At 74.6% G+C, this 22,899-nt stretch carries 22 protein-coding genes; 13 read left to right on the top strand and 9 right to left on the bottom strand.

Annotated features, from left to right (window positions below):
• Nucleotides 1–300 precede the first annotated feature (300 nt).
• Nucleotides 301–1,830 (bottom strand): ATP-dependent DNA ligase, encoded by a 1,530-nt coding sequence (locus GXB85_RS00475; RefSeq protein ID WP_161915694.1) that lies wholly within the window; start codon nt 1,828–1,830, stop codon nt 301–303.
• Nucleotides 1,831–1,948: 118 nt separating this feature from the next.
• Here GXB85_RS00475 and GXB85_RS00470 point away from each other — a divergent pair, with 118 nt between their 5' ends.
• Nucleotides 1,949–2,869, top strand: coding sequence for an LLM class flavin-dependent oxidoreductase (locus tag GXB85_RS00470; RefSeq protein WP_161915693.1), 921 nt, complete (start codon nt 1,949–1,951; stop codon nt 2,867–2,869).
• Here GXB85_RS00470 and GXB85_RS00465 read toward each other — a convergent pair.
• On the bottom strand, nt 2,812–3,195 hold the full coding sequence (locus GXB85_RS00465) for an STAS domain-containing protein (protein WP_161915692.1): 384 nt from the start codon (nt 3,193–3,195) through the stop codon (nt 2,812–2,814). The genes GXB85_RS00470 and GXB85_RS00465 overlap by 58 nt on opposite strands.
• Nucleotides 3,196–3,329: 134 nt before the next feature.
• On the opposite strand from GXB85_RS00465, the gene GXB85_RS18695 reads away from it, so the two are divergent.
• The 3 genes from GXB85_RS18695 to GXB85_RS00450 all read left to right on the top strand — a co-directional run bounded on the left by GXB85_RS18695 (nt 3,330) and on the right by GXB85_RS00450 (nt 5,551).
• Entirely contained in the window at nt 3,330–4,115 is a 786-nt protein-coding gene (locus GXB85_RS18695; RefSeq protein ID WP_161915691.1) for a GAF and ANTAR domain-containing protein, read from the top strand.
• Between the two features lie 90 nt (nt 4,116–4,205).
• Nucleotides 4,206–4,589, top strand: coding sequence for a hypothetical protein (locus tag GXB85_RS00455; RefSeq protein WP_370523915.1), 384 nt, complete (start codon nt 4,206–4,208; stop codon nt 4,587–4,589).
• Between the two features lie 62 nt (nt 4,590–4,651).
• Nucleotides 4,652–5,551, top strand: coding sequence for a VOC family protein (locus tag GXB85_RS00450; RefSeq protein ID WP_161915690.1), 900 nt, complete (start codon nt 4,652–4,654; stop codon nt 5,549–5,551).
• On the opposite strand, the gene GXB85_RS00445 is transcribed toward GXB85_RS00450, so the two are convergent.
• Nucleotides 5,539–5,802, bottom strand: a complete 264-nt coding sequence (locus GXB85_RS00445; protein WP_161915689.1) for a DUF2188 domain-containing protein — start codon at nt 5,800–5,802, stop codon at nt 5,539–5,541. The two genes, GXB85_RS00450 and GXB85_RS00445, sit on opposite strands and share 13 nt — an antisense overlap.
• A 92-nt stretch (nt 5,803–5,894) precedes the next feature.
• On the opposite strand from GXB85_RS00445, the gene GXB85_RS00440 reads away from it, so the two are divergent.
• Complete coding sequence (locus GXB85_RS00440; RefSeq protein WP_370523914.1) at nt 5,895–6,974, top strand: GNAT family N-acetyltransferase; 1,080 nt, start codon at nt 5,895–5,897, stop codon at nt 6,972–6,974.
• On the opposite strand, the gene GXB85_RS00435 is transcribed toward GXB85_RS00440, so the two are convergent.
• The 3 genes from GXB85_RS00435 to GXB85_RS00425 form a co-directional block, all read right to left on the bottom strand.
• A complete protein-coding gene (locus GXB85_RS00435; protein WP_161915688.1) occupies nt 6,964–7,611 on the bottom strand; it encodes a hypothetical protein in 648 nt (215 codons plus the stop codon). The two genes, GXB85_RS00440 and GXB85_RS00435, sit on opposite strands and share 11 nt — an antisense overlap.
• A 106-nt stretch (nt 7,612–7,717) precedes the next feature.
• Nucleotides 7,718–8,632, bottom strand: coding sequence for a cation diffusion facilitator family transporter (locus tag GXB85_RS00430; RefSeq protein ID WP_161915687.1), 915 nt, complete (start codon nt 8,630–8,632; stop codon nt 7,718–7,720).
• On the bottom strand, nt 8,625–9,023 hold the full coding sequence (locus GXB85_RS00425; RefSeq protein ID WP_161915959.1) for a metalloregulator ArsR/SmtB family transcription factor: 399 nt from the start codon (nt 9,021–9,023) through the stop codon (nt 8,625–8,627). Before GXB85_RS00425 ends, GXB85_RS00430 begins: the two co-directional genes overlap by 8 nt.
• Nucleotides 9,024–9,121: 98 nt before the next feature.
• On the opposite strand from GXB85_RS00425, the gene GXB85_RS00420 reads away from it, so the two are divergent.
• Together GXB85_RS00420 and GXB85_RS00415 are read left to right on the top strand one after the other, a co-directional pair.
• Complete coding sequence (locus GXB85_RS00420) at nt 9,122–10,156, top strand: permease (RefSeq protein WP_370523913.1); 1,035 nt, start codon at nt 9,122–9,124, stop codon at nt 10,154–10,156.
• 10 nt (nt 10,157–10,166) lie between these two features.
• Complete coding sequence (locus tag GXB85_RS00415; protein ID WP_161915685.1) at nt 10,167–10,406, top strand: thioredoxin family protein; 240 nt, start codon at nt 10,167–10,169, stop codon at nt 10,404–10,406.
• 93 nt (nt 10,407–10,499) lie between these two features.
• Here the strand turns inward: GXB85_RS00415 and GXB85_RS00410 are convergent, their stop codons facing one another.
• Nucleotides 10,500–12,044, bottom strand: coding sequence for a SulP family inorganic anion transporter (locus tag GXB85_RS00410; protein ID WP_161915958.1), 1,545 nt, complete (start codon nt 12,042–12,044; stop codon nt 10,500–10,502).
• Nucleotides 12,045–12,403: 359 nt separating this feature from the next.
• On the opposite strand from GXB85_RS00410, the gene GXB85_RS00405 reads away from it, so the two are divergent.
• Together GXB85_RS00405 and GXB85_RS00400 are read left to right on the top strand one after the other, a co-directional pair.
• A complete protein-coding gene (locus tag GXB85_RS00405; RefSeq protein WP_161915684.1) occupies nt 12,404–12,817 on the top strand; it encodes a MerR family transcriptional regulator in 414 nt (137 codons plus the stop codon).
• Nucleotides 12,814–14,415 (top strand): peptide chain release factor 3, encoded by a 1,602-nt coding sequence (locus GXB85_RS00400; RefSeq protein ID WP_161915683.1) that lies wholly within the window; start codon nt 12,814–12,816, stop codon nt 14,413–14,415. The genes GXB85_RS00405 and GXB85_RS00400 overlap by 4 nt, the downstream gene beginning before the upstream one ends.
• Before the next feature lie 113 nt (nt 14,416–14,528).
• Here the strand turns inward: GXB85_RS00400 and GXB85_RS00395 are convergent, their stop codons facing one another.
• Together GXB85_RS00395 and GXB85_RS00390 are read right to left on the bottom strand one after the other, a co-directional pair.
• Nucleotides 14,529–15,098 (bottom strand): DUF5317 domain-containing protein, encoded by a 570-nt coding sequence (locus GXB85_RS00395; protein WP_161915682.1) that lies wholly within the window; start codon nt 15,096–15,098, stop codon nt 14,529–14,531.
• Nucleotides 15,098–17,173, bottom strand: coding sequence for a bifunctional diguanylate cyclase/phosphodiesterase (locus GXB85_RS00390; RefSeq protein WP_161915681.1), 2,076 nt, complete (start codon nt 17,171–17,173; stop codon nt 15,098–15,100). Before GXB85_RS00390 ends, GXB85_RS00395 begins: the two co-directional genes overlap by 1 nt.
• 467 nt (nt 17,174–17,640) lie before the next feature.
• Here GXB85_RS00390 and GXB85_RS00385 point away from each other — a divergent pair, with 467 nt between their 5' ends.
• The 4 genes from GXB85_RS00385 (at nt 17,641) to GXB85_RS18690 (ending at nt 22,786) form a co-directional block, all read left to right on the top strand.
• Nucleotides 17,641–17,781, top strand: coding sequence for a hypothetical protein (locus GXB85_RS00385; protein ID WP_161915680.1), 141 nt, complete (start codon nt 17,641–17,643; stop codon nt 17,779–17,781).
• A gap of 52 nt (nt 17,782–17,833) precedes the next feature.
• Entirely contained in the window at nt 17,834–19,507 is a 1,674-nt protein-coding gene (locus GXB85_RS00380) for a phospholipase D-like domain-containing protein (RefSeq protein ID WP_161915679.1), read from the top strand.
• A gap of 62 nt (nt 19,508–19,569) precedes the next feature.
• Nucleotides 19,570–21,108, top strand: a complete 1,539-nt coding sequence (locus GXB85_RS00375; protein WP_161915678.1) for a gluconokinase — start codon at nt 19,570–19,572, stop codon at nt 21,106–21,108.
• A gap of 373 nt (nt 21,109–21,481) precedes the next feature.
• A complete protein-coding gene (locus tag GXB85_RS18690; protein WP_161915677.1) occupies nt 21,482–22,786 on the top strand; it encodes a M15 family metallopeptidase in 1,305 nt (434 codons plus the stop codon).
• Nucleotides 22,787–22,899 lie beyond the last annotated feature (113 nt).

The raw sequence follows: 22,899 nt of genomic DNA, 5'->3' as shown, positions 1-22,899 counted from the left end.
GGGTGCGCGCGATCACGCACCCGCCAGAACCTCGCCACCCCGCCGGCCATTCCGGGCACCGGCGTCCCGAGCCCACTGCCCGTGTGGAGCGTTCCCGACGCATGTGGAGCGTTCCTGGCTCGTGTGGAGCGTTCCGGCCTGGTGTGGAGCGTTCCTGGCTGGTGTGGCGCGTTCCCGGCCTGGTGTGGAGCGTCTCCGACTCGTGTGGCGCGTTCCTGACCTCTGGCCCGGCGTGTCGCAGCCGAAACGCTCCACACTCGCGGGCGCGGACGGGTCGAGCGTCGCAGCGGGCACCTGCCCTCAGCGCACCAGCGCCCTCACCACGTCGATCGTGTCCGCCTCACTCGCCGGCTTGTCGTCGCGGTAGCGCAGCACGCGGGCGAAGCGCAGCGCGAGCCCGCCGGGGTAGCGCGACGAGCGCTGGAGCCCGTCGAACGCGATCTCGACCACCTGCTCGGGTCGCAGCGTGACGGTCCAGCCGTCGTCCTCGACCGCGAGCTCGCGGAAGCGCTCGGTCTGCCAGGCGAGCATCTCGTCGGTCATGCCCTTGAAGGTCTTGCCGAGCATCACGAACCCGCCGGCCGGATCGCGGGCGCCCAGGTGGATGTTGGACAGCAGGCCGGTGCGGCGGCCCGAGCCGCGCTCGACGGCGAGCACCACGAGGTCGAGCGTGTGGCGCGGCTTGACCTTGACCCAGGCGCTGCCGCGACGGCCCGCCTCGTAGGGAGCGTCCGCGTCCTTGACGACCACGCCCTCCTGACCGTGGGCCACGAGGCGCGCGAAGAGCTCCTGCGCCTGAGCCGGGTCGGTCGTCACGAGCCGCTCGACGCCGTGGCCCGGCGCGATCCGGTCGAGCACCTCGAGCCGTTCCCGGAGCGGTGCGTCGAGCAGGTCGACGCCGTCGGCGTGGAGCACGTCGAAGAAGAACGGGGTGAGCGTGGTGGTCGCGGCGAGCTCGGCGTCGCGCGTCGCCGAGCGCGCCGAGGTCTCCTGGAAGGGCCGCGGACGACCGTCGGCATCGAGGGCGAGCGCCTCGCCGTCGAGGACGACGCTGCGCACCGGAAGGTCACGCACCACGGCCACGACCTCCGGGACGCGCGTCGTGATGTCGTCGAGACTGCGGGTGACCACCTGCACGGCGTCGCCGTCGCGGTGCACCTGGATGCGGATGCCGTCGAGCTTGGCGTCGACCACCACCTCGCGGCCCTCGAACCCCGCGAGCGCCGCCGCGACGTCGGGCGCCGAGCTCGCGAGCATCGGTCGCACGGGGCGGCCGACGGTCAGTCCGACCTCCTCGAGCGCGGCCCGCGCGGCCTCGGGTGATCCCGCACCGAGCGCCGCGACCAGTACGGGCGCCGTCGCCCCCGCGAGCATCGCGGCGCGCCGCACCGTCGCGGCCGGCACACCGGCGGCCTCGGCCACCGCGTCGAGCAGCAGCGCGTCGAGCGACCCCTGGCGCAGCTCGCCGCTCACCAACCCCCGCAGCAGGTGCTGCTCGTCCGTCGTCGCGCGTGCGAAGAGCTCGCCGGCCTCGCGCGCACGGGCGCGGGACGAGCCAGGACCTTCGAGCGTGCTCATCCGCTCGAAGGCGGCGTCGACCTCGTCCAGGGTCAGGCTGGGCTGGGCCGCGGGCTCGGGCAGGTCGGCGAGCGAGCGCCAGCCCAGCCCGGTGCGGCGTTGACGCAGGGTCCCACCGAGGTAGGACGCGAGCACGGGGAGGTCCCCAGGCTCGGCACGGCGCAGCAGCTCGACGAGCAGCGCGCGCTTGGCGAGCCTCGAGCGGGTCGCGGCGAGCGCGCCCGAGGTCGCGGCGACGTCGGCGAGGAGCACATGCGCATCCTGCTCCGCGCCACCGACACGTGCGACCGCACGGCGCTCGCGGGCATGCTCTCCTCTCCCCGCACCGCGCCCGCCGGGAACAGCCCGCCGTCGGGCCCGTTGTACGGACATGGACGCACCCGCCCCCTCGACCACCGGCACGAGCGGCCTCCCGGCCCTCGTCTTCGGCGCCTTCGTCACCCCGACCGCCGCCGATCCCTCGGCGACCGTCGCCCTCGCCGTCGAGGCGGAGCGCGCGGGCCTGGACCTCGTGACGTTCCAGGACCACCCCTACCAGCCGGCCTTCCTCGACACCTGGACGCTGCTGTCGTACGTCGCGGCGCGCACCGAGCGCGTGCACCTGGCCCCGAACGTCGCGAGCCTGCCGCTGCGCCCGCCCGCGGTGCTCGCACGGGCCGCGGCGAGCCTCGACCTGCTCAGCGAGGGCCGCGTCGAGCTGGGCCTGGGGGCGGGTGCCTTCTGGGACGCGATCGCGGCGATGGGCGGGCCGCGCCGCACGCCGGGCGAGGCGGTGACCGCGCTCGACGAGGCGATCGAGGTGATCCGGGGCGTGTGGGCGGACGACGAGCGCTCGCGGCTGCGCGTCGACGGCGAGGCCTACCGACTCGACGGGGCCAAGCGCGGGCCCGCGCCCGCCCATCCGGTCGGCCTGTGGCTCGGCGCCTACAAGCCACGCATGCTGCGGCTGGTCGGCGCGAAGGCCGACGGCTGGCTCCCGTCGCTCGGCTACCTGGACTCGCTGCGTGACCTCGACGAGGGGCACCGCCGTATCGACGACGCCGCCCACGCGGCGGGCCGCGACCCGAGGGCCGTGCGCAGGCTGCTCAACGTCGGCGGCCGCTTCACCGAGGGTGACGGCGGCTTCCTCGTGGGCCCGCCCCGCCAGTGGGCCGAGCAGCTCGCGGGCCTCGCGCTCGAGCACCGCGTCACGGGCTTCGTGCTCGCGGCCGACGACGGCGACGTGCTGCGTCGCTACGGCGCGGAGGTCGCCCCCGTGGTGCGCGAGCTCGTCGCCTCGTCGGGCGCCTGAGCGGGCGCGCCCAGGTCGAAGAGCGTGTCCGTGCCGGTCATCTGGAGAAGGCCGGCGAGCGCAGGTGAAGGATCCGGCAGCGCGACCCGCACGCCGTCCTCGCCGCAGGCGCGCGAGAGCTGGAGCAGGAAGGCGAGCGTGTAGGAGTCGGCGAAGGTCGCGCGCTGCGACTCGACCACGACGGGCACGCCGCGCGTCACGCACACCGCGAGCGCGTGGCTCGCCTGCGGGCGCAGCGTCACGTCGACCTCTCCGGCGAGCCGGACGAACGTGAACGACGACTGGGCGTCGACGGTGATCGATCCTCGGGGGCTCTTCTCGTCCATCGCCGGGGCTCCAGGGTGCAGGCGCGACGACGCGCGGCGTCGTCGTCGACGTACCGGACCGAGCGGTGTCCTCACCCGATGGTGGTGCCAGCGTACGGGGGCGGGCACGGGGGTGCACGCGTAGGCTCGCGAAGGTGCGAGACGACGACGGCGTGGCCCCGGCAGCCGGCCCCGTGACGCAGCGGGCGGGCGGGGCCGACCTCGCCCGCGAGCTCGCCGAGCTCGCACGTGACCTCGAGGGCAGCGACGACCTCGAGGCGACGCTGCGTGCCGTCGTCGACGGCGCGGTCGGGGCCGTCCCGGGTGCCGAGCGCGCCAGCATCTCCATGGTCACGCGCCGTCGACGCACCGTGACCACCCGCGCGGCGTCCGACGACGTCGCGAGACGCCTCGACGCGGCGCAGTACGAGACGGGCGAGGGCCCGTGCCTCGACGCGCTGTTCGAGCAGCCCGTGGTGGAGACGGCGGACGTGGGTGCGGACGACCGCTGGCCGGTGCTCGCCGCCGCGGCGCGGGGCCTCGGCGTGCGGGCCATGCTGTGCGTGCGGCTGTGGGTGCACGGCGACGACCTCGGCGCCCTCAACCTCTCGTCGACGCGCCAGGGCGGGTTCGAGGCCGATGCGCTGCAGGTGGCCGAGCTGTTCGCGACCCATGCGGCGGTCGCGCTCGTGGGCGCCGAGCGTGAGCAGCAGCTGCGTGAGGCGCTCGCGCGGCGGGACGTGATCGGGCAGGCGATGGGCATCGTCATGGAGCGCTTCGGCCTGGCGCCCGACCGCGCGTTCGGCGTGCTCGTGCGGCTGAGTCAGCACGCCAACCGCCGCCTGCACGAGATCGCGGCCGAGGTGGTCGAGACCCGCACGCTTCCCCGTCCCGAGGGCGGTGCCGTCGGGACGGTGCCGCGGCCGTCGTCGGCGCCGTGACGCGGGGGCGAGTGCACACGCGGGTCGTTCCGGCGAGGGACGGCGCCGCGGTGACGGTCACCGGCGGTTCAGCGGGTACCGTCACGCCCCGTGACCGATCTCCCTGGCCGCGGCGTCCGGCCTGCCCCCGCCGGTGTGCCGGGTCTCACCGCGTGCAGCCTGTGCGCGGGTGAGACGTTCGGCGAGCCCGAGGCCCAGCGGGCCCGGCTCGAGGCCCTCGCGACGGCCGGCGTCGCGCGGCTGACCTTCGTCGAGTGCCTCGACGAGTGCGAGCGCGGTGACGTCGTGGTAGCTCGGCCGACCCCGGCGTGCCGCGCCCGGGGCGCTGCGCCGGTGTGGTTCGAGCGGCTGGCGGGGGAGGGACCCACGGCGCAGCTGGGGGACTGGATGCGCGCGGGTGGCCCGGGTGCCGCGCCGGTGCCCCGCGTCCTCGCGCCGCTCGTCCTGAGGACCTCGACCGACCCTGGGGAATGACGTAGGTTAGTTGTACGTTCAACTAACACCCGTCGTGAGTCGTTCGTGCCCAGGAGGCAGCCATGTCCGTCACCGCACCCCGGCCCGGAGCGCGTCAGCTCCAGGACCTGCTGCCCGCCGCTGCCGACGTCGACGCCGTCACCCTGCACGTGGGTGACCTCGAGGCGATGACCGCGTACTACCGCGACGCGCTCGGCCTCGTCGTCGTCGACGAGGGTGCGGGCCTGCGCCGCCTGGGCCGGGGCCGCACCGTCGTGCTCGTGCTGCGCCACACGCCGGGGCTGCCCCGACCCGCACGCACCCAGGCCGGGCTGTTCCACACCGCGATCCTCTTCGCCACCGAGAGCGACCTCGCGGCGGCGGTCGCGAGCGCCGCGCGTCACCCGCTCTCCCGCTACGTGGGCAGCGCCGACCACCTGGTGAGCAGCGCCTTCTACTTCACCGACCCGGAGGGCAACGGGATCGAGCTGTACCACGACCGCGACCGCTCGACCTGGCAGTGGCGTGACGGGCAGGTGCAGATGGACACGCTGTACCTCGACCCGCAGGCGTTCCTGCGGCGCCACCTCACCGAGGCCGCCGCGGGCGGGCTCGCCGCGGCGCCGGCCCAGGTGGGCCACGTGCACCTGCAGGTGGGCGACGTCGACGCGGCGCACGGCTTCTACGTGGACGCGCTCGGTTTCGAGACGACCGCCCGGCTGCCCGGAGCGCTCTTCGTGAGCGCCGGCGGATACCACCACCACATCGCGGTGAACACCTGGAACAGCCGCGGCGCGGGCCCACGTGCGTCGACCCTGGGCCTGGGTGCCGTCACCGTGACGGTCCCCGCGCGGGCCGACCTGGACGCCGTCGCCGATCGCATGCGCCACCGGGGCGTGGAGGTCGCCGACGACGGGCGGAGCCTCACCCTGCACGACCCGTGGCGCAACGAGGTGACGCTCGCCCTGGCTCAGGCCGTGTAGCGGGCCGTGACCGTCTCGCGGCGCGGGCGGGCCGAGCTCGCCCAGCTCTCGACGACGTGACCGTCGACGTCGTGCCCGTAGAAGGTCCCGCCGAGCTCCGAGACGATGAGCCGTCCGGCGGCCACCGCGCAGGAACGGTCGTCGTACGCCGTGCCTTGCTGGAGGCCGTCGACCCGGTTCCGCCACTGACCGCCGTCGTGGATCGTGTGCACCTGGACCATGGTCGCCTCCTCGCGTCCCAGAACCTCCATGGTGCTCCCACCTGGGCAAACACGCCACCGGAGAGGAGTGCGGGGGCGAGCTCGGCTTGGGGTGGGACGCGCGGGTGCGGAAGAATCGGGCTGTGAGCACCTCCACCGACGCCCATCCGGCCACCTCCGACGGCGACCCGGGAGCCCCGCTGCTCCCGCTCGACGCGCTGCCGCCCGGGTGGTCGGCCGGCGCGCCGGACGGTGCCGACACGGCGGACCTGCACGACCTGCTGCGGCGCCACGAGGTCGCCGCGCGGGGAAGGTCGTCCGCAGGCCTCGCCGACGTCGAGGCCGACGTCACGGGCCCCGGGCGGCACACCCGCAGGCACGTGCTCGTGAGCGACGCGAGGGGCCGTGCGCGCGGCTGGGGGACCGTCCACGACCGCGCGGCCGGTCGGGTGCTCGTCTCCGCCGTCGTCGACCCGCACCTGCCCGACGACGTCGCGGCGACGCTCGCCGACGCCCTGCTCGGCTGGGCCGAGCGCGCGTCGTCCGCCCTGGCGCGCGAGCGCGGCCTCGACCTCACGCAGATGGACAGCGGTGCGTTCGCGGCGGACGAGCGTCAGCAGGGGTTCCTGCGTGCGGCGGGCTTCGACCACACGCGCACCTGGTGGCAGATGGGTCGACCGGTGAGCGAGGACGACGCGGACGCCGCCGCACAGATGCACCCGGACCTGACCGTGCGCCGCGTGCGTCGCGCGGGTGGCGGGATGCCCGACGAGGCCGACCTCGTGGCCGTCCACGACGTGCTCGAGGAGGCGTTCGCCGACCACTTCAACTACCACGAGGAGACCTTCGACGAGTTCCTCTCGCGGTTGCGTGAGGACCCGGGCCACCGCTGGGACCACTGGTGGCTCGCCGAGCTCACGCAGGACGGCGAGACGCGACCGGCCGGTGCGCTCGTCGGCACGGTCTCCCCGGGTGCGGACGAGGCCCCCGCGAGCACCTACGTCGCGTACCTGGGGGTCCTGCGCTCGGCTCGCGGTCGCGGTGTCGCCAAGTCCCTGCTGCGAACGGTGGTCGCGGACGCGGCCGCCCGCGGACGGGCCCGGGTGTCGCTCGAGGTCGACGCGGACTCGCCGACGGGCGCCAACGAGCTGTACGCGGCCGAGGGCTTCGTGACGTCCTACTCGACGCAGTCCTGGCACAAGGACGTCGTCGTCAGCTCCTGACGTCGGGAGGCCGGGCGCCGAGGGTCGGTTCGAGCGCGACGAGGGCCGCTGCGGCGAGCACGTGCCACGCGGCGTGCCCCTGCCACGGGCTGCTGGGATCGCACAGCGGCCACCCGGCCCGCGAGAGCGTGCCGAGCGTCCCGCCCACCGCGAGCAGGCCGAGCGCGACGAGGGTGCGCGCGCGAGTGGTGGGCACAGCGCGGGCGCGCAGAAGCACGAGCACGACGGCGACGACGGCGAGCGCGACCTGCACCAGGTCGCCCGCGCGCGGTGCGACGACCACGACGACCAGCACCACGAGCGAGGGCAGCACCCACGTGCGGTCGCGCAGCGAGGCGCCGCGGAGGGACGCGAGCGCGTCGGCACCGAGGAGGGCGAGGGCCGCGAGCAGCGGGAGGTCGTGCGCGACGTCGACCCACGTGGACGCCGGGGAGCGGCCGCCCGGTCCGTGCTGCACGAACGAGCCCACCCCGATCCCCGCGACGAGCGCTGCGTAGACGAGCGTGCGTCGCCCCCACGGACGCGGGGCACCGACGAGGACCGCGACCGCTGCCACCACGAACGCGAGGCTGGTGACGGCGGCGACGGGCTCGGCGAGCCACCCCTCGCCGACCGCCTCGCACCCGGGCCCCTCCATCCCCGCACCCTAGGCACACCACCCCGCCCCCACCCTCCCCAGCCTCCCGCCCACCTCGCGGACCGCGTGGGGCGGGGGTGACGGGGGAGGGGTGGGCCTGCTCGGGTCAGGGGTGGGTGGGGGGTTCGTGGGTCGCGTGGGTGCGGGGCTCGAGCTGGAAGGTCGAGTGCTCGGTGTCGAAGTGCTCGCCGAGGCACCGGCCGAGCGCGTCGAGCACGTCGCCCGAGCGGTTGTCCGCGAGGCAGGCGTCGTCGACCACCACGTGGGCGGAGAGCACGGGCACCCCGCTGGTGATGGTCCACGCGTGCAGGTCGTGCACGTCGACCACGCCCGGGACCTCGCGCACGTGGCGCCGCACCTCGTCGAGGTCGATGTCGCGCGGCGTCGCCTCGAGGAGCACGTCGACGACCTCGCGCAGCAACCGCCACGCGCGGGGCAGGATGAACAGCCCGATCGCGACCGACGCGACGACGTCGGCCCGGGTCCAGCCGGTCACGGCGATCACGACGCCCGCGACGACGACGGCGACCGATCCCACCAGGTCGCCCAGCACCTCGAGGTAGGCGCCGCGGACGTTGAGGCTCTCGCGCTGACCGCGGTGGAGCAGCGCGAGGCTCACGAGGTTGGCGAGGCCGCCGAGCACGGCGACGGCGATCATGGGCCCGCTCGCGACCTCAGGCGGCGTGGCCCACCGCTGCGCCGCCTCGGCGAGCACCCAGATCGCGAGGCCGCCGAGCAGCAGGGCGTTGGCGAGGGCCGCGAGCACCTCGGCGCGCTGGAGCCCGAAGGTGCGTGCGCTGGTGGCGGGTCGGGTCGCGAGCCGCGCGGCCACGAGGGCGACGACGATGCCTGTGGCGTCGGTGAGCATGTGGGCGGCGTCGGCGAGCAGCGCGAGGGACCCGGTGAGGAACCCGCCGACGGCCTGGACGCCGACCACCGCGAGCGTGACGGCGAGGGCCCACCTGAGGGCGCGACGGTGTCGTGCCGTGGCCGTGGACCGTCCATGCTGGTGCTCAGCCACGGCGTGCGCCCTGCGCGGTGCGCACGTCGCGACGCGCCGTCGCGCATCCCTCGACCGCGTCGCCGGTGAGTGCGAGCAGACGCTCGGCGGCGCCCAGCACGTCCAGCGCGGCCTCGGGGTGGGTGAGCGCGAACCACGACGCACGGCCGACGGCGCGCGAGGAGACGAGCCCGCAGTCGCGCAGGCACGCGAGGTGCTGCGAGACCGTCGACTGCGCGAGGCCGAGGTGCTGGGTCAGGTCGACCACGCGGTGCTCGCCCGTGAGGAGGTGGCGCAGGATCAGCAGCCGCGAGGGGTCGGCGAGCGCCCGGAACAGGCCCGCGGGAGCGGAGAGGGACGAGGCCTCGACCATGCCCACCAGGGCGTCGGCAGCGCTCGTGTGCGTTGTCATCGGCATGTGCCGATGCTAGCGGGACGGAGGTCCTGTGTCACCGCCCGGCCGGCCCTTAACGTGGCACGTATCGATGTGCGTCGATGTCAGGAGGGGATGTGACAGCCACCCCGGGCCTGCGGTCCCGCAGCACGCGGCTCGTGGGCGCCCTCGCGCTCCTCGCTGCCGCGTGGGTCGCCTTGCTCGTCGCCAACGAGCACGTCTGGCGCGCGCTCGCGCTCGCCGTGGGGGCCGAGGGAGCGCTCGCGGGCGCCGTCGAGTTCTTCGTCTACGACTCCGTCAAGATCCTGCTCCTGCTCGTGGGTCTGGTCTTCGCGATCGGGATGCTGCGCACCACCCTGCGCCCCGAGCGTGTCCGCGCGTTCCTCGAGGGGCGGCCGCTCGCGCTCTCCCTCGTCCTCGCCGCGCTGCTCGGTGCCGTCACGCCGTTCTGCTCGTGCTCGTCGATCCCGCTCTTCATCGGCTTCGTCGCCGCCGGTGTGCCGATCGGCGTGACGCTCGCCTTCCTCATCGCGTCGCCCTTGGTCAACGAGGTCGCGGTGGTGATGCTCGCGGACCTGTTCGGGTGGCAGCTCACCGCCGCCTACGTGGGTGCCGGCCTGACGCTCGCCGTCCTCGCGGGGTGGGGCCTGTCGCGGCTGTCGCTCGAGCGCTGGGTCGAGCCGTTCGTGCTCGAGGCCCCGGTGGCGCGGCTCACGGCCGACGGGCACCGTCCGTCACTGAGCGAGCGCGTCGAGGCCGCCCGCGCCGAGACGCGGGAGATCGTGGGCCGCGTGTGGCGCTGGGTTCTCGTGGGTATCGCCGTCGGTGCGGTGATCCACGGCTGGGTGCCGACGGACGTCGTCGCGGCCTACGCGGGACCGGACGACCCGTTCGCCGTCGTCGTCGCGACCCTTGCCGGGGTGCCGCTGTACTCGAACGCCGCCGGGGTCATCCCCATCGCGGAGGCGTTGTGGGCCAAGGGCATGGCCACGGGCACCGTGATGGCGTTCATGATGGCCACGGTCGCGCTCTCGATCCCCGAGGCGGTGCTGCTGCGGCGCGTGCTGAGGCCACCGCTGCTCGGACTCTTCTTCGGCGCCGTCACCGTCGGCATCCTGGCCGTCGGTCTCACCTTCAACGCCGTCTTCTGAGAGGTGGACCATGCAGATCAAGATCCTGGGACCCGGGTGTCGCAACTGCGTCGCGCTCGAGCGTGTGACGCGCGAGGCCGTGGCCGAGCTCGGCGTCGCGGCCGACATCGAGAAGGTCACGGACTACGGCGAGATCGCTGCCCTGGGCGTCATGAGCACGCCCGGGCTCGTCGTCGACGGCCGCGTGGTCCTCACGGGCCACGTCCCGACCGCCCGCGCCCTCCGCGAGCTCCTGGCTCCCCTCGCCTGACGTCGAGGTCGCTCTTCCGCGCCGAGGTAGTGCCGTGCGACTGGCGACCTCGGCGCGGGGTGGCGACCTCGACGTGGGAGGGGGTGCGGCTCGTCAGTGGCCCGCGCCGAGCCGGCCCGCGAGCAGCTCGTGGCGACGCGCACTGTCGTCGTTCAGGTGCAGGATCGTGGCGGTCTTGCCCTTCGACGCGTACTTCTGCTGGATCGCGTCGAGAGCCGCGACCGTCGAGGCGTCCCAGATGTGTGCCTGCGACATGTCGATGACGACGTTCTTCGGGTCGTCGTTGTAGTTGAACTGGTACACGAGGTCGTTCGACGACGCGAAGAAGAGCTCGCCCGTGACGCGGTAGACGCGCACGTCGTCGTCCACCTGGTCGATGCGCGTGACCTCGGTGAGGTGCGCGACGCGGCGCGCGAACGCGACCATCGCCGCGGTCACGCCCGCGAAGACGCCGTAGGCCAGGTTGTGCGTCGCGACGGTGACGACGACGGTGGTGAGCATCACGAGGGTCTCGCTGCGCGGCATCCGGCGCAGGGTCCCGATCTGGACGGAGTGCCAGTCGAAGGTCGCGACCGACACCATGATCATCACTGCGACGAGGGCGGCCATCGGGATGATCGCGACCAGGTCACCCGCACCGACCACCAGGGCCAGCAGGAACACGCCGGCCAGGAAGGTCGAGATCCGGGTGCGGGCGCCCGAGACCTTCACGTTGATCATCGTCTGGCCGATCATCGCGCAGCCGCCCATGCCGCCGAAGAAGCCGGTGATGATGTTCGCGGCACCCTGGCCCCAGCTCTCACGCGTCTTGTTCGAGTGGGTGTCGGTCACGTCGTCGACGAGCTTGGCGGTGAGCAGCGACTCGAGCAGGCCGACGAGCGCCATGGTGAGCGCGTAGGGCGCGATGATCTGCAGGGTCTCGAGCGTGAACGGCACGTCGGGCACCACGAGCGCGGGCAGCGAGCGCGGCAGCTCGCCCTCGTCGCCCACCGTCGGGACCACGACCGCGGCGAGCACGGTGATCAGCGTCAGGCCGACGATGGCGACGAGCGGGGCGGGGACGGCTGTGGTGAGCCGCGGCAGGAAGACCATGACGGCGATGCCGAGCGCGACGAGCGGGTACACGACCCACGGCACGCCCGTGAGGTGCGGCAGCTGGGCGAGGAAGATCAGGATCGCGAGGGCGTTGACGAACCCGATCATCACCGAACGGGGGATGAACCGCATGAGCCTCGCGACGCCGAGCAGGCCGAGCACCACCTGGAGGATCCCGCCGAGGATCACCGTCGCGATCAGGTGGTCGAGGCCGTGGTCGCGCACCACCGGCGCGACCACGAGGGCGATCGCGCCGGTGGCGGCCGAGATCATCGCGGGTCGTCCGCCCAGGAACGCGATCGAGACCGCCATCGTGAAGGATGCGAAGAGGCCGACCCGGGGGTCCACCCCGGCGATGATCGAGAACGAGATCGCCTCGGGGATCAGTGCGAGGGCGACGACGAGGCCCGCGAGCACCTCGGTGCGCAGCCTGCGGGGTGAGCGCAGCGCGGCGAGGATCGAGCCGCGCTCGTCGGCCTCGGGGACATGGGGGTGGAGGTCGTCGACCGGGGTGGGAGCGTCGCGGAGCTCGCGGTCGGGCACGGCGCGGTCGGCCACGGTGGGGTCGGGCAGGTCGTGGTCGGACGTCGTCACACGGCTTCCGTTCGTTCACCGGGCGCGTGCGCGCCCGTGGGCTCGCCGCGCGGGTGCGGCCGGCAGGTCGGGGAGCGCGTCGGTGCGCGGGGTCCGGGTGGCGGCTGCGGCTACCAGCGCGCCACGCCTCGGGACCGGGACCAACGTACCGTGACGTGAGGGTTGGGTGACACCTGCGCGCGGCGTGGCGGACGACACACCTGGTCGCCACGTCGCCGTCCGCAGTCGAACCTGACGCGGCGGTAGACTGCCTCGGCACGTCGACCTCGCCGTCGGGCAGGTCGCCACCCCCACCCGGAAGGCGCACCGTGGGGATCCACCACCACCAGATCGGCGAGGTCGCCGAGCGCACGGGCCTGTCCCTGCGCACGATCCGCTACTACGAGGAGGTCGGGCTCGTCACGCCGTCGAGCCGCTCCCAGGGCGGCTTCCGGCTCTACACCCAGGCGGACGTGGCCCGGCTCGAGCTGGTCATGCGGATGAAGCCGCTCGACTTCTCGCTCGACGAGATGCGCGAGCTGCTCACGGCGCTCGACGTCCTCGCCGGGACGCCGTCGGCCGAGGAGCGTGTCGCGCTGCTGGCCCTGCTCGAACGCTACCGCGACGTGGTCGACGACCGTTGCCGCCGCCTGCGTGACCGCCTCGACAGCGCGGAGCAGTTCGCGTCGAGCCTGCGCGGCGAGATCCGCCACCTGCGTCACCACCCCGAGGGAGACCGATGACCGAGCCCACGACGACGGCGCCCGCGCACGAGGCGGGGACCGGACCCGCACCCCGCCGCAGCATCGCCGTCATCTCGCACCCGGACGCGGGCAAGTCCACCCTCACCGAGGCGCTCGCGCTGCACGCGCGCGCCATCACCGAGGCCGGCGCGGTGCACGGCAAGGGTGGACGCGCGGGCGTGGTCTCGGACTGGCTCGAGATGGAGCAGAAGCGTGGCATCTCGATCACCTCGGCCGCCCTGCAGTTCACGTTCGACGACGTCGTGGTGAACCTGCTCGACACCCCGGGCCACGCCGACTTCTCCGAGGACACCTACCGCGTGCTCACCGCGGTCGACGCCGCCGTGATGCTGCTCGACGCGGCCAAGGGCCTCGAGCCGCAGACCCTCAAGCTGTTCGACGTGTGCCGCCGCCGGGGCATCCCGGTGATCACGTTCATCAACAAGTGGGACCGCCCGGGCCAGGAGGCGCTCGCGCTGTGCGACGAGCTCGAGCGGCGCATCGACCTGCAGCCCACGCCGGTGACGTGGCCGATCGGTGCCGCAGGTGACCTGCGCGGCCTCTACGACACGCGCACGGGTGGCGTGACCCTCTACCGCCGCGCGCCCGGCGGGGCCTCGCTCGCCGAGGAGGAGCCGCTCACGCTCGACGAGGCGCGGGACCGGGTGCCGGACGAGGTCGCCGACGCGCTCGACTCCGTGGGCCTGCTGCCCGAGGTCGACGAGGAGTCCTTCCGGGCGGGCCGCACGAGCCCGCTGCTGTTCGGCGCGGCGCTCACCAACATCGGCGTGCGGCAGATGCTCGAGGTCGTCACGACGCTCGCCCCGGCGCCCTCGGCCCGGCCCGACGTGGACGGCACGCCGCGGCCCGTCGACGCACCGTTCAGCGGGGTCGTGTTCAAGATCCAGGCAGGCATGGACCCGGCGCACCGCGACCACGTCGCGTTCCTGCGCGTGTGCTCGGGCGAGTTCCGTCGCGGTGAGGTCGTGACGCACGCGCAGACCGGCCGACCGTTCGCGACCAAGTACGCGCTGTCGGTCTTCGGCCGCTCGCGCGACACGATCGAGAGCGCCTACCCGGGGGACGTCGTCGGGCTCGTGAACGCGACCGCGCTGAGCGTGGGGGACACTCTCTACGACCCCGCCGGGCCGGCGGTGACCTTCCCGCCCATGCCCGTGTTCGCCCCCGAGCACTTCATGGTGGCGCGTGCCGCGGACCCGAGCCGCTCGAAGCAGTTCCGCAAGGGCATCGCGCAGCTCGAGCAGGAGGGCGTGGTCCAGGTGCTCGTCTCGGAGGCCCGTGGCGACGGCGCGCCCGTGCTGGCCGCCGTCGGGCCGCTCCAGTTCGAGGTCGCGGCCTTCCGCATGGAGCACGAGTTCCGCGCGCCCATCCGCACCGAGCAGCTCGCCTACCAGATGGCCCGGCTCGCGACCGACGACGACGCCCGCCGGCTGGCCGGAGCCTCCGGGGTCGAGCTCGCACGCAGGTCGGACGGCGTGCTGCTCGCCCTGCTGCGTGACCAGTGGCGGCTGCGCTCGCTCCAGCGAGACGACCCTGACCTCGTCCTCGCGCCGCTGCCCGCGAGCGGCGACGACTGACGTCCCGCGCATCGGGCCCGCGACGACTGCCCTCCCGCGACGACTGCTCCCGGGCGACAGTCCCGCGACGACTGCCCTCGGCCGACAGGCCCGCGACGACTGAGGGTCCCTCGTCAGGCCTGGACGGACGGCCGAGGGTCGGCCTCGGGTCCGCTCTCCGCAGGCGTGCGGCCCAGCCGGGCCGTGCCCGACCATGCCGCGATCGCGACGCCGACGGCGATCAGCACGTCGCCCACGCTGAAGGTGTTGGCGAGGGGGAGCGGCGCGGGCCAGGCGAACACGTCGCCGAGCCACGGGAGCACGGGGTCGGCGAGCACGGCGGAGTTCGAGAAGCCCTCGCCGTGGTCGAGCCCCGCGAGCTCGACGGCCCGGGGCGAGGCGGGCAGCGAGCCGCCGTTGAGCGCGATCGTGACGCCGTTGGACAGCGCGCCCGCGCCCACGACGAGCACGCCGCGCACCGCCCGGTTGGCCCACAGGAAGACGAAGGCGACGACGTAGGTCGCGAGGTGCAGTCCCTTGGCCACGGGCTCGGGCAGCGCGGCCTGCACCATCACGACCTGCACCGCGAGGGCGAGCCACACGAGCGGGGTGAGCCGCCAGCGGCGCAGGAGCACGCCGGCGGGCCACCGGCCGACGGCGAGGGGTGAGAGCAGCGCGAGCGCGCACACCGCGATGAGCAGCACTAGACCCCCACGCTCGGGTCGGTCGCCGAGACGGGCGTGCCTCCGGACGGCGGTGTGGTGGCGCCGTCGGGCACGGTCGGCAGCTCCGGGACCGGGGCGGGTTCGCGCGACGGGTCGTGCGGTGGCAGCGCGAGCAGCTGGGCGATGCCGTCCGCGCTGGTCGGGCGCCCCAGGTGGTAGCCCTGGCCCACGTCGCAGCCGAGGCCCCGCAGGGCGACCACGGTCGACGCGTCCTCGATGCCCTCGGCCACCACGCGCAGCCCGAGGTCGCGCGCGAGGGCCACCGTCGAGCGCACGATGATGAAGTCGTGCTCGTCGCGACCCATGTCGCTCACGTACGAGCGGTCGACCTTGAGCTCGTCCACCTCGAGCTTCTTGAGGTAGCTGAGCGACGCGTGCCCCGTGCCGTAGTCGTCGACCGCGATCGCGACGCCGAGGCGCCGCAGAGCCGTGAGCACGACGCGTGCCCGGATCGGGTCCGACAGCAGCGCGGTCTCGGTGACCTCGAGCACGAGCGCCGTCGCCGGGACGTCGTGGCGGGTCAGGGCCTCGTGCACCTGTCGGGGGAGCGCGAGGTCCGACAGGTGCCGGGCCGAGACGTTGACGGACATCCGTAGGTCGTGACCCGCGGCGCGCCACGCCGCGAGCGAGCCGAGTGCCGTCTCGAGCACGTGCGCCGTGAGGGCCGCGATGAGCCCGGAGTTCTCCGCGAGCGGGATGAACCTGTCGGGCGGCACGTGGCCGTGCACGGGGTGCTCCCAGCGGATGAGGGCCTCGACCGCGACGATGCGACCGTTCGTCAGGTCGAGCTGGGGCTGGTAGACGACGCCCAGCGCATCCTGCTCGATCGCGACGCGCAGGTCGTTGAGCAGGCGCAGGCGCTCGACCGTGTTGACGTCGAACCGGGCCGAGTAGGTGCTGATCCGGTCGCGCTCGACCTTCGCGTGGTACAGCGCGATGTCGGCGTTCTTGAGCAGCTCGTCGGCGTCCGTGCCGTGCTCGGGCCCGATCGCGACCCCCGCGCTCGCGCGCACGAGCAGCTCGACGTCGCCGATGCGGATCGGCTTCTCGAGCGAGGCCAGCAGATCGTGCGCGAGGGTCTGGGTGGCCACGAGATCGCCGTCCACGACGACGGCGAACTCGTCACCACCCAGGCGGTTGGCGTGCGTGTCGTCACCGAGCACCGAGACGAGGCGCTGGGCCACCTCGCGCAGCAGGTCGTCCCCGACGATGTGCCCGAGGGTGTCGTTGACGTCCTTGAAGTGGTCGAGGTCGAGCAGCACGAGGCCCGGGCCCTCGCGGTGCGCGGCCTGCGCGCGGGCCGTGGCGGTGCGCAGACGCTGGTGCAGCAGGCTGCGGTTGCCGAGGCCGGTGAGGGCGTCGTGCGAGGCCTGGTGCGCGTGGCGGATCCCGGCCGCCGTCGTGAGGTAGACCGCCACGGCGGGGGCGCACAGGAGCGCGAGGAACGCGATGCCGCTCGCGGCGACGTTGGCCGCGACGCCGCCGATCGACAGGAGCACCAGCTGGGTCGCGGCGAAGAACGCGGCCTCGTGCCCGATGATCGTCGTCAGCCGCTCCGAGGACGCGATCGACACCACCACCGCGACGAGCAGGCGGTTGACCACGACCATCACCACTCCGCCCGCGAGCAGCGGGAAGAGGTGGGTGATGTCGACCCCGACGGGGCCGCCGAAGAACGGCAGACCCGTGAGGCCGGCGTAGGTGGCTCGGGCCGCGAGCACGCTGAGCGTGTACTGGCCCGTGTTGAACGCGGTCTTCTGCAGGCCGCGGCGGTTGCGCAGGTCGTCGACGAGGCTCGCGAGCACCTGGGTGACCAGGGCCGGGCCGATCCCGCCGAGCGACACGAGGGCCAGGACGAACGGCGTCGACGTCGAGATGGCCTCGGCGGGCGCGTCGCCCTTGGAGACGTAGAGCGGCCTGATCTCGCCGATCAGCGCGGCGGAGGCGAGGAACACGGCGGGCCACAGGGCCCAGCTGTCGAGGAGCAGGTGCCAGCGGGTCGAGGCGAGCACCACCAGGAGGAGGGCGACGCCCGTGATCGCGACGGACGCCACGTAGGGCACCAGAAGTGGTGGCGGGCCCGCGGGAGCGGACCCGCCACCGGCGGGTCTCAGACCCACTTCCAGCCGGCGCCGACGATCGCCGCGACGGCGACGAGCGTTCCCGCGCTCGCGGTCAGACGGACGACGGTGCTGTTCTTCGTGATGCGCCACTTGTCCATGGTGCGGTCCCCTCCACAAGGGCGTACGCGACACAGTCGCCTCCTGCCACTCGCCGGGGCCCTGTGACCAGGGCGGAGGCGGGTGCGGTTCGCCATCCACTGATGAGTTCGGCCGGCAGGAGCGCGACCTTGAGCCGTTCGGGCGACCCAGAAATCGGGCGGTGCCGGACGACCTGGCGCAAACCTAACGCGTGGGCGGGTGAAAAACTCCAAGATCACCCGGCGGGTCTCACAGGGCGGCCCGGGGTGGTCCACGTCCGGCCTCGCCCCGGTGTCGGTGCCCTCCGGGATGCTGGTCCGATGGATGAGAAGGCGACGCCGCAGCGGTACCTGCGCACGCAGCCGGACGGAGGGGTCCGCGAGGTCGAGGGTCTCGGCGAGTACGCCGCGCGTCGGCCGCACCACGCCCGGATCGAGGCGGGGGCGCGCGCGGCCGGATGAACCTGCCACCTCATCCGCGTCCCCTGGTCCGCGACGTGACACCGTGGGGCGCATGAGCCCCCTGCGCCGGCGCCTCCGTCGGGTCCTCGGCCCCCCTCTGCGCCGCGACGGCGTCCTGCTGGCGGACGACCCCGACGGCGGACCGTTCGCGGGCGCGGGGCACCCGTGGCTGCTCGAGGCGGACGAGCGCGGCAACCCGGCGACCCGGTTGCAGCCCTGGACCACCGGCAACGCCGCGGTCCCTCTCGTGCACGGGTCGGCCTACTTCGCCGACCTGCTCGCGGCGCTCGAGGCGACGCGCGCGGGTGACCTCGTGCTCTTCTCCGACTGGCGCGGCGACCCGGACGAGCTGCTGACGGACGACGGGCCCACGGTGGTGCGCGCGCTCTCCGACGCCGCCCGGCGCGGGGTCACTGTCAAGGGCCTGCTGTGGCGCTCGCACCTGGACCGGCTGCGCTTCTCGGCCGAGCAGAACCGGGACCTGTCGGAGGAGGTCGCCGAGGCGGGCGGTGAGGTGCTGCTCGACCAGCGGGTGCGTCCGCTGGGCAGCCACCACCAGAAGTTCGTCGTGATCCGCCACGCGGGCCGCCCGCAGGACGACGTCGCGTACGTGGGCGGGATCGACCTCGCGCACAGCCGTCGTGACGACGCCGACCACGGTGGCGACCCGCAGACCCAGCCGTTCGCACGCTGGTACGGCGACAGCCCGGCGTGGCATGACGTGCAGGTCGGGCTGCGCGGCCCCGTCGTCGCCGAGGTCGAGGCCGTGTTCCGGGAACGGTGGGAGGACGGCGCCGCGCTGTCCCGGCTGCCGTGGCACGTGCTGCCGGACCTGCTGCGCGGTACCGACCGCGACGCGGACGACCTCGCAGAGCCGTGGCCCGCCCCCGGGGCCGCGGGAACGTGCACGGTCCAGCTGCTGCGCACCTACCCCAACCGCTGGCCGGGCTACCCCTTCGCGCCCGACGGCGAGCGCAGCGCGGCCCGCGGGTACGCCAAGGCCCTGCGTCGCGCGCGCAGGCTCGTCTACGTCGAGGACCAGTACATGTGGTCGACGGACGTGGCCGCGGTGTTCGCAGACGCGCTGCGTCGCAGCCCCGAGCTGCACCTCGTCGTCGTCGTGCCCCGCTTCCCCGACCAGGACGGTCGGCTCACGGTCCCGGCGGTGCGTCTCGGCCACCACCTCGCGCTCGAGATGGTGCGCGCCGCGGGAGGCGACCGTGTGGTGGTGCTCGACGTCGAGAACCGCGCGGGCGAGCCGGTGTACGTGCACGCCAAGGTGTGCGTGGTCGACGACGTGTGGGCGACCGTGGGCAGCGACAACTTCAACCGGCGCTCGTGGACGCACGACTCCGAGCTCACCGCCGCGGTGCTCGACGAGAGTCGCGACGAGCGTGAGCCACGGGACCCGGCGGGCCTCGGCGACGGTGCCCGCACCTTCGCGCGTGACCTGCGCCTCGAGCTGTGGCGCGAGCACCTCGACCGCGCCGACGACGACGGCCTGGTCGACCCGGCCGACGCGCTCGCGACCCTGCGGAGCAGCGCCGAGGCCCTCGAGCGCTGGCACCGCGGCGGCTGTCGCGGACCACGACCGCCCGGGCAGCTGCGTCCGCACGACGTCGAGCCGTCGCCGCGCTGGCAGCGGTGGCTCGCCGCGGGTGTCTACCGGGTCGTGGTCGACCCCGACGGGCGGCCGCCGCGCATGAAGCTGCACGGTCGTCACTGACGGCCCGGCGGCCGCAGGACCTCCGGTCGGCGGGCACCTGCGTGTCGGGCAGGATGGTCGCCATGCCTGAGCTCCCGCGTGAGGTGGTCCTCGGCCTGGACGTCGGCACGACGGCGGCCAAGGTGGTGGCCTTCGGGGTCGACCTGCCGTGGCGGTGGTCGACCGAGCGGGAGTACCCGCTGCACGAGCCCGAGCCCGGCCACCAGGTGCAGGACCCGGAGCAGGTGGTCGCGGCGGCCCTCGGGGCGCTCGCCGACGTGGTCGCGACCACGGGGTCCGACGCGGTGATCGGCATCTCCCTGAGCTCCGCGATGCACGGGCTCATCGGCCTCGACGCTGCCCGCCGGCCGGTGACGCCGCTGCTGACGTGGGCCGACGCACGGTCGTCTACCCAGGCGGCGCGCCTGCGCGCCGACGGCACGGCGCGCAGGCTGCACGACCTCACGGGCACACCCGTCCACCCGATGACCCCGCTCACCAAGCTCGCGTGGTTCGCCGAGAACGAGCCCGCGACGTGTGAGCGCGTGCGCTGGTGGGTGGGGCTCAAGGACTTCGTCCTGCTGCACCTCACGGGTGAGCTGCTCACCGAGCAGAGCTCGGCCTCCGGCACCGGCCTGCTCGACCGGACCGCGCGCACCTGGGCGCCCGATGCCCTCGCGGTCGCGGGCGTCGAAGCGGACCGGCTGCCGCCCGTGCTGCCGCCGTCGGCCGTGCGACCGCTCGCGGTGTCGGCCGCGCAGGTGACCGGCCTGCGCAGCGGGACGCCCGTGGTGCTCGGCGGTGCGGACGGACCGCTCGGCAACCTGGGGACGGGAGCGACCGACCCAGGCGTCCTCGGCCTGTCGCTCGGGACCTCCGGCGCCGTGCGGATGGTCGTGGACGCGCCCCCAGAACGGCTCGACCCCGCCCTCTTCTGCTACACCCTCACGGAGTCCACCTGGGTGGTGGGCGGTGCCGTGAGCACCGGGGGCGCCGTCGTCCGCTGGGCCGGCCGGGCCCTCACCCCGGACCTGCACGAGCAGCCGGGCGGCCACGGGGTCGACGAGCAGGTGCTCGACCTGGCGGCCTCCGTGCCGCCGGGCAGCGACGGACTGGTGATGCTGCCGTACGTGCTCGCCGAGCGCGCCCCCCTGTGGGACCCGGACGTGCCCGGCGCGCTGCTCGGCCTCGCGCGTCGGCACGGCCGTGCGCACGTGCTGCGCGCGGGGCTCGAGGGCGTGGCGCTCCAGCTGTCGCTCATCGCCGAGCGCATCGACCGGGCCGTCGCGCCCGTGACATCGGTGCGGGCGACCGGTGGCGTGTTCCGCTCGGAGCTGTGGACCCAGGTGGTCGCCGCGGCCCTCGACCGCCCTTTCGTGCTCGCCGAGGCCGAGGAGGGCACGGCCCTGGGCGCTGCGGCGCTCGGGCTCGCGGCGCTCGGGCGCGCCGCCTCGCCGGTCGCGGCCGTGCCGCTGCTGCGTGACTCCGACGAGCCCGAGCCCGTCGAGGTCCGCCGGGACCCCGAGCTCGTCGCGGCCGCGGCCGCGACGCGTGCTCGGCTGCCGCGCCTGCTCGAGGCCCTCGCGCCGGTGCACGACCTCCTGGCGGACGGCGACGCCTGACCGGCGATCGGGGGCCCTCGGGGTCTGTTCGTCCCGCCGATCTCGTGTGACCCTGGAGTGACACCGCCGCTCGCGCGTCGGCGCGCGAGCGGTCGCGGTGGTCGGTACTCCGCAGGGGACTGGGATGGCTCGCTCGACGCGCGACGGACGCCCGTGGGGGAGCGGTCGCGCGCCGCGGCACCGGCGGGACGGGTGGCTCCGGCGAGGGTCTCGTCGCGTGCGGCGCGCGGGAGGGGCCGCGGTGCTCGCGGGACTCGCGACGGTCGCCGTCGGGCCTGCGGGACTTACGGCGGGCCCCGGTCCGGCACTTCCGGCGGCGGAGGCGGAGGTCGGGCCCGCATCGGTGCGTACCGCTCCCGCGCCCCTAGCCCAGGTGCAGCGTGCCGAGCGGAGCAGGCTCGCGCTCGCGGCCCTCGCGCACGCCCGGGCGCAGGACGCCGAGGCCCTCGACCTCGCCCACGCGGCTGCCGTCGCCGGCGACGCCGCGCTCGACCTCGTGGGCGTCGGCCTCTGGGTCGCGGGCGGCGTCACGGCGGCGGATCTCGGACCGCGAGGCGCGGACGCGGACGGTGCGGAGGGGACCGACGACGCGGAGGGGACCGACGGCGCGGAGGCGGAGGGGCTCGGCGGCGCACCGGCGGAGACGCTGGACGGCGCAGTGGCGGGGACGCTGGACGGCGAGGCCGCCGGGGCCGGTCGGCGCGAGGACGTGCGCGCGGCTCAGGACCGCACGGCTGACGGCCCTGGTGGGCCAGTCGCCGACACCGACGCCGGGGCTGACACTGGCGCCGACGTCGAGGCCGGCGACGGAGTGATGACCGGGGCGAGGACCGAGGGAGAGGGCGGGTCGGAGGAGCTCGACGCCGCGGTGCTCGAGCGGCTGGTCGAGGCGCGAGCACGGCTCGACGCGCTCACCGCACCGCTCACGACGGTGGCGGCGCCCGTGCCGCTCTCGATGGCGTCGCCCGACGAGGCGCTCACACCCGCGCAGGCGTCGACGCCGACGTCGGTCGGCGAGCCTCCGGTCAGGCCGCTCGAGCTCGACGCGGTGGGCCTCGAGGAGGCGGCCGGCGAGGTCTTCGCCCTCTCGATCGCGGTCGAGGAGGCGGCGCAGGAGCAGGCGGATGCCGACGTCGTGCGGACCAGCCGCCTGGTCCACCTCGAGGAGGTCGTCGCGGACGCCGTCGTCGTGGCCCCGCTCGTCGAGCCCGGGGTGGGGGGACCGACGCCGGACCCTGCGAGCGCCGGCCCGGCCGGGACGGATCCGTGGCCCAACGGGATGATCCCGCTCGGTGAGCTGTGCGCGCCCCGGGTCGCCCCGTCAGCCCTGCTGCGGTGCGACGCCGCCGCGGCCTTCGACGCCCTGACCGCCGCCTACCGGGCGGCCCACGGCACGGACCTGGTGATCACGAGCTCGTACCGGTCGCGCGAGCAGCAGGCCGCCGCACGTGCGGCGCACGGGTGGCTCGCGGCGCCACCAGGACGGTCGAACCACGGCCGGGGGATCGCAGTCGACCTCGCGGGGATCGGTGGTCTCGGTGAGTTCGACGGTGCCGCGTACCAGTGGCTGCGCAGGCACGCCCCGGCGTTCGGCTGGTTCCACCCGCGCGCGATGCAGCCGGGCGGCTCGGGGCCGCCCGAGCCGTGGCACTGGGAGTACCACGGCGCGGGTGGCTGACGCGGCAGTGCCCAGGGGGGGCGGTGCGGGCTGAGGACCTGAGTTCGGATGCCCGCCTGTCTGTGCAGCGTGATCCTGCGGTGGGTGGGAGCCCGTGCCTCCGGGGCGCCGGT

It is taken from the genome of Cellulomonas sp. APG4 (genome assembly GCF_009996735.1).
Taxonomy (GTDB): domain Bacteria; phylum Actinomycetota; class Actinomycetes; order Actinomycetales; family Cellulomonadaceae; genus Actinotalea.
This window is presented reverse-complemented; position numbering and strand designations above follow the sequence as displayed.

Excerpts from the sequence above, each read along its gene's own strand:
- GXB85_RS00470 (WP_161915693.1), top strand. The coding sequence starts at position 1,949 with ATGGACGCACCCGCCCCCTCGACCACCGGCACGAGCGGCCTCCCGGCC.
- GXB85_RS00465 (WP_161915692.1), bottom strand. The coding sequence starts at position 3,195 with ATGGACGAGAAGAGCCCCCGAGGATCGATCACCGTCGACGCCCAGTCG.
- GXB85_RS00450 (WP_161915690.1), top strand. The coding sequence starts at position 4,652 with ATGTCCGTCACCGCACCCCGGCCCGGAGCGCGTCAGCTCCAGGACCTG.
- GXB85_RS00445 (WP_161915689.1), bottom strand. The coding sequence starts at position 5,802 with ATGGAGGTTCTGGGACGCGAGGAGGCGACCATGGTCCAGGTGCACACG.
- GXB85_RS00435 (WP_161915688.1), bottom strand. The coding sequence starts at position 7,611 with ATGGAGGGGCCCGGGTGCGAGGCGGTCGGCGAGGGGTGGCTCGCCGAG.
- GXB85_RS00425 (WP_161915959.1), bottom strand. The coding sequence starts at position 9,023 with ATGACAACGCACACGAGCGCTGCCGACGCCCTGGTGGGCATGGTCGAG.
- GXB85_RS00415 (WP_161915685.1), top strand. The coding sequence starts at position 10,167 with ATGCAGATCAAGATCCTGGGACCCGGGTGTCGCAACTGCGTCGCGCTC.
- GXB85_RS00400 (WP_161915683.1), top strand. The coding sequence starts at position 12,814 with ATGACCGAGCCCACGACGACGGCGCCCGCGCACGAGGCGGGGACCGGA.
- GXB85_RS00385 (WP_161915680.1), top strand. The coding sequence starts at position 17,641 with ATGGATGAGAAGGCGACGCCGCAGCGGTACCTGCGCACGCAGCCGGAC.
- GXB85_RS00380 (WP_161915679.1), top strand. The coding sequence starts at position 17,834 with ATGAGCCCCCTGCGCCGGCGCCTCCGTCGGGTCCTCGGCCCCCCTCTG.
- GXB85_RS00375 (WP_161915678.1), top strand. The coding sequence starts at position 19,570 with ATGCCTGAGCTCCCGCGTGAGGTGGTCCTCGGCCTGGACGTCGGCACG.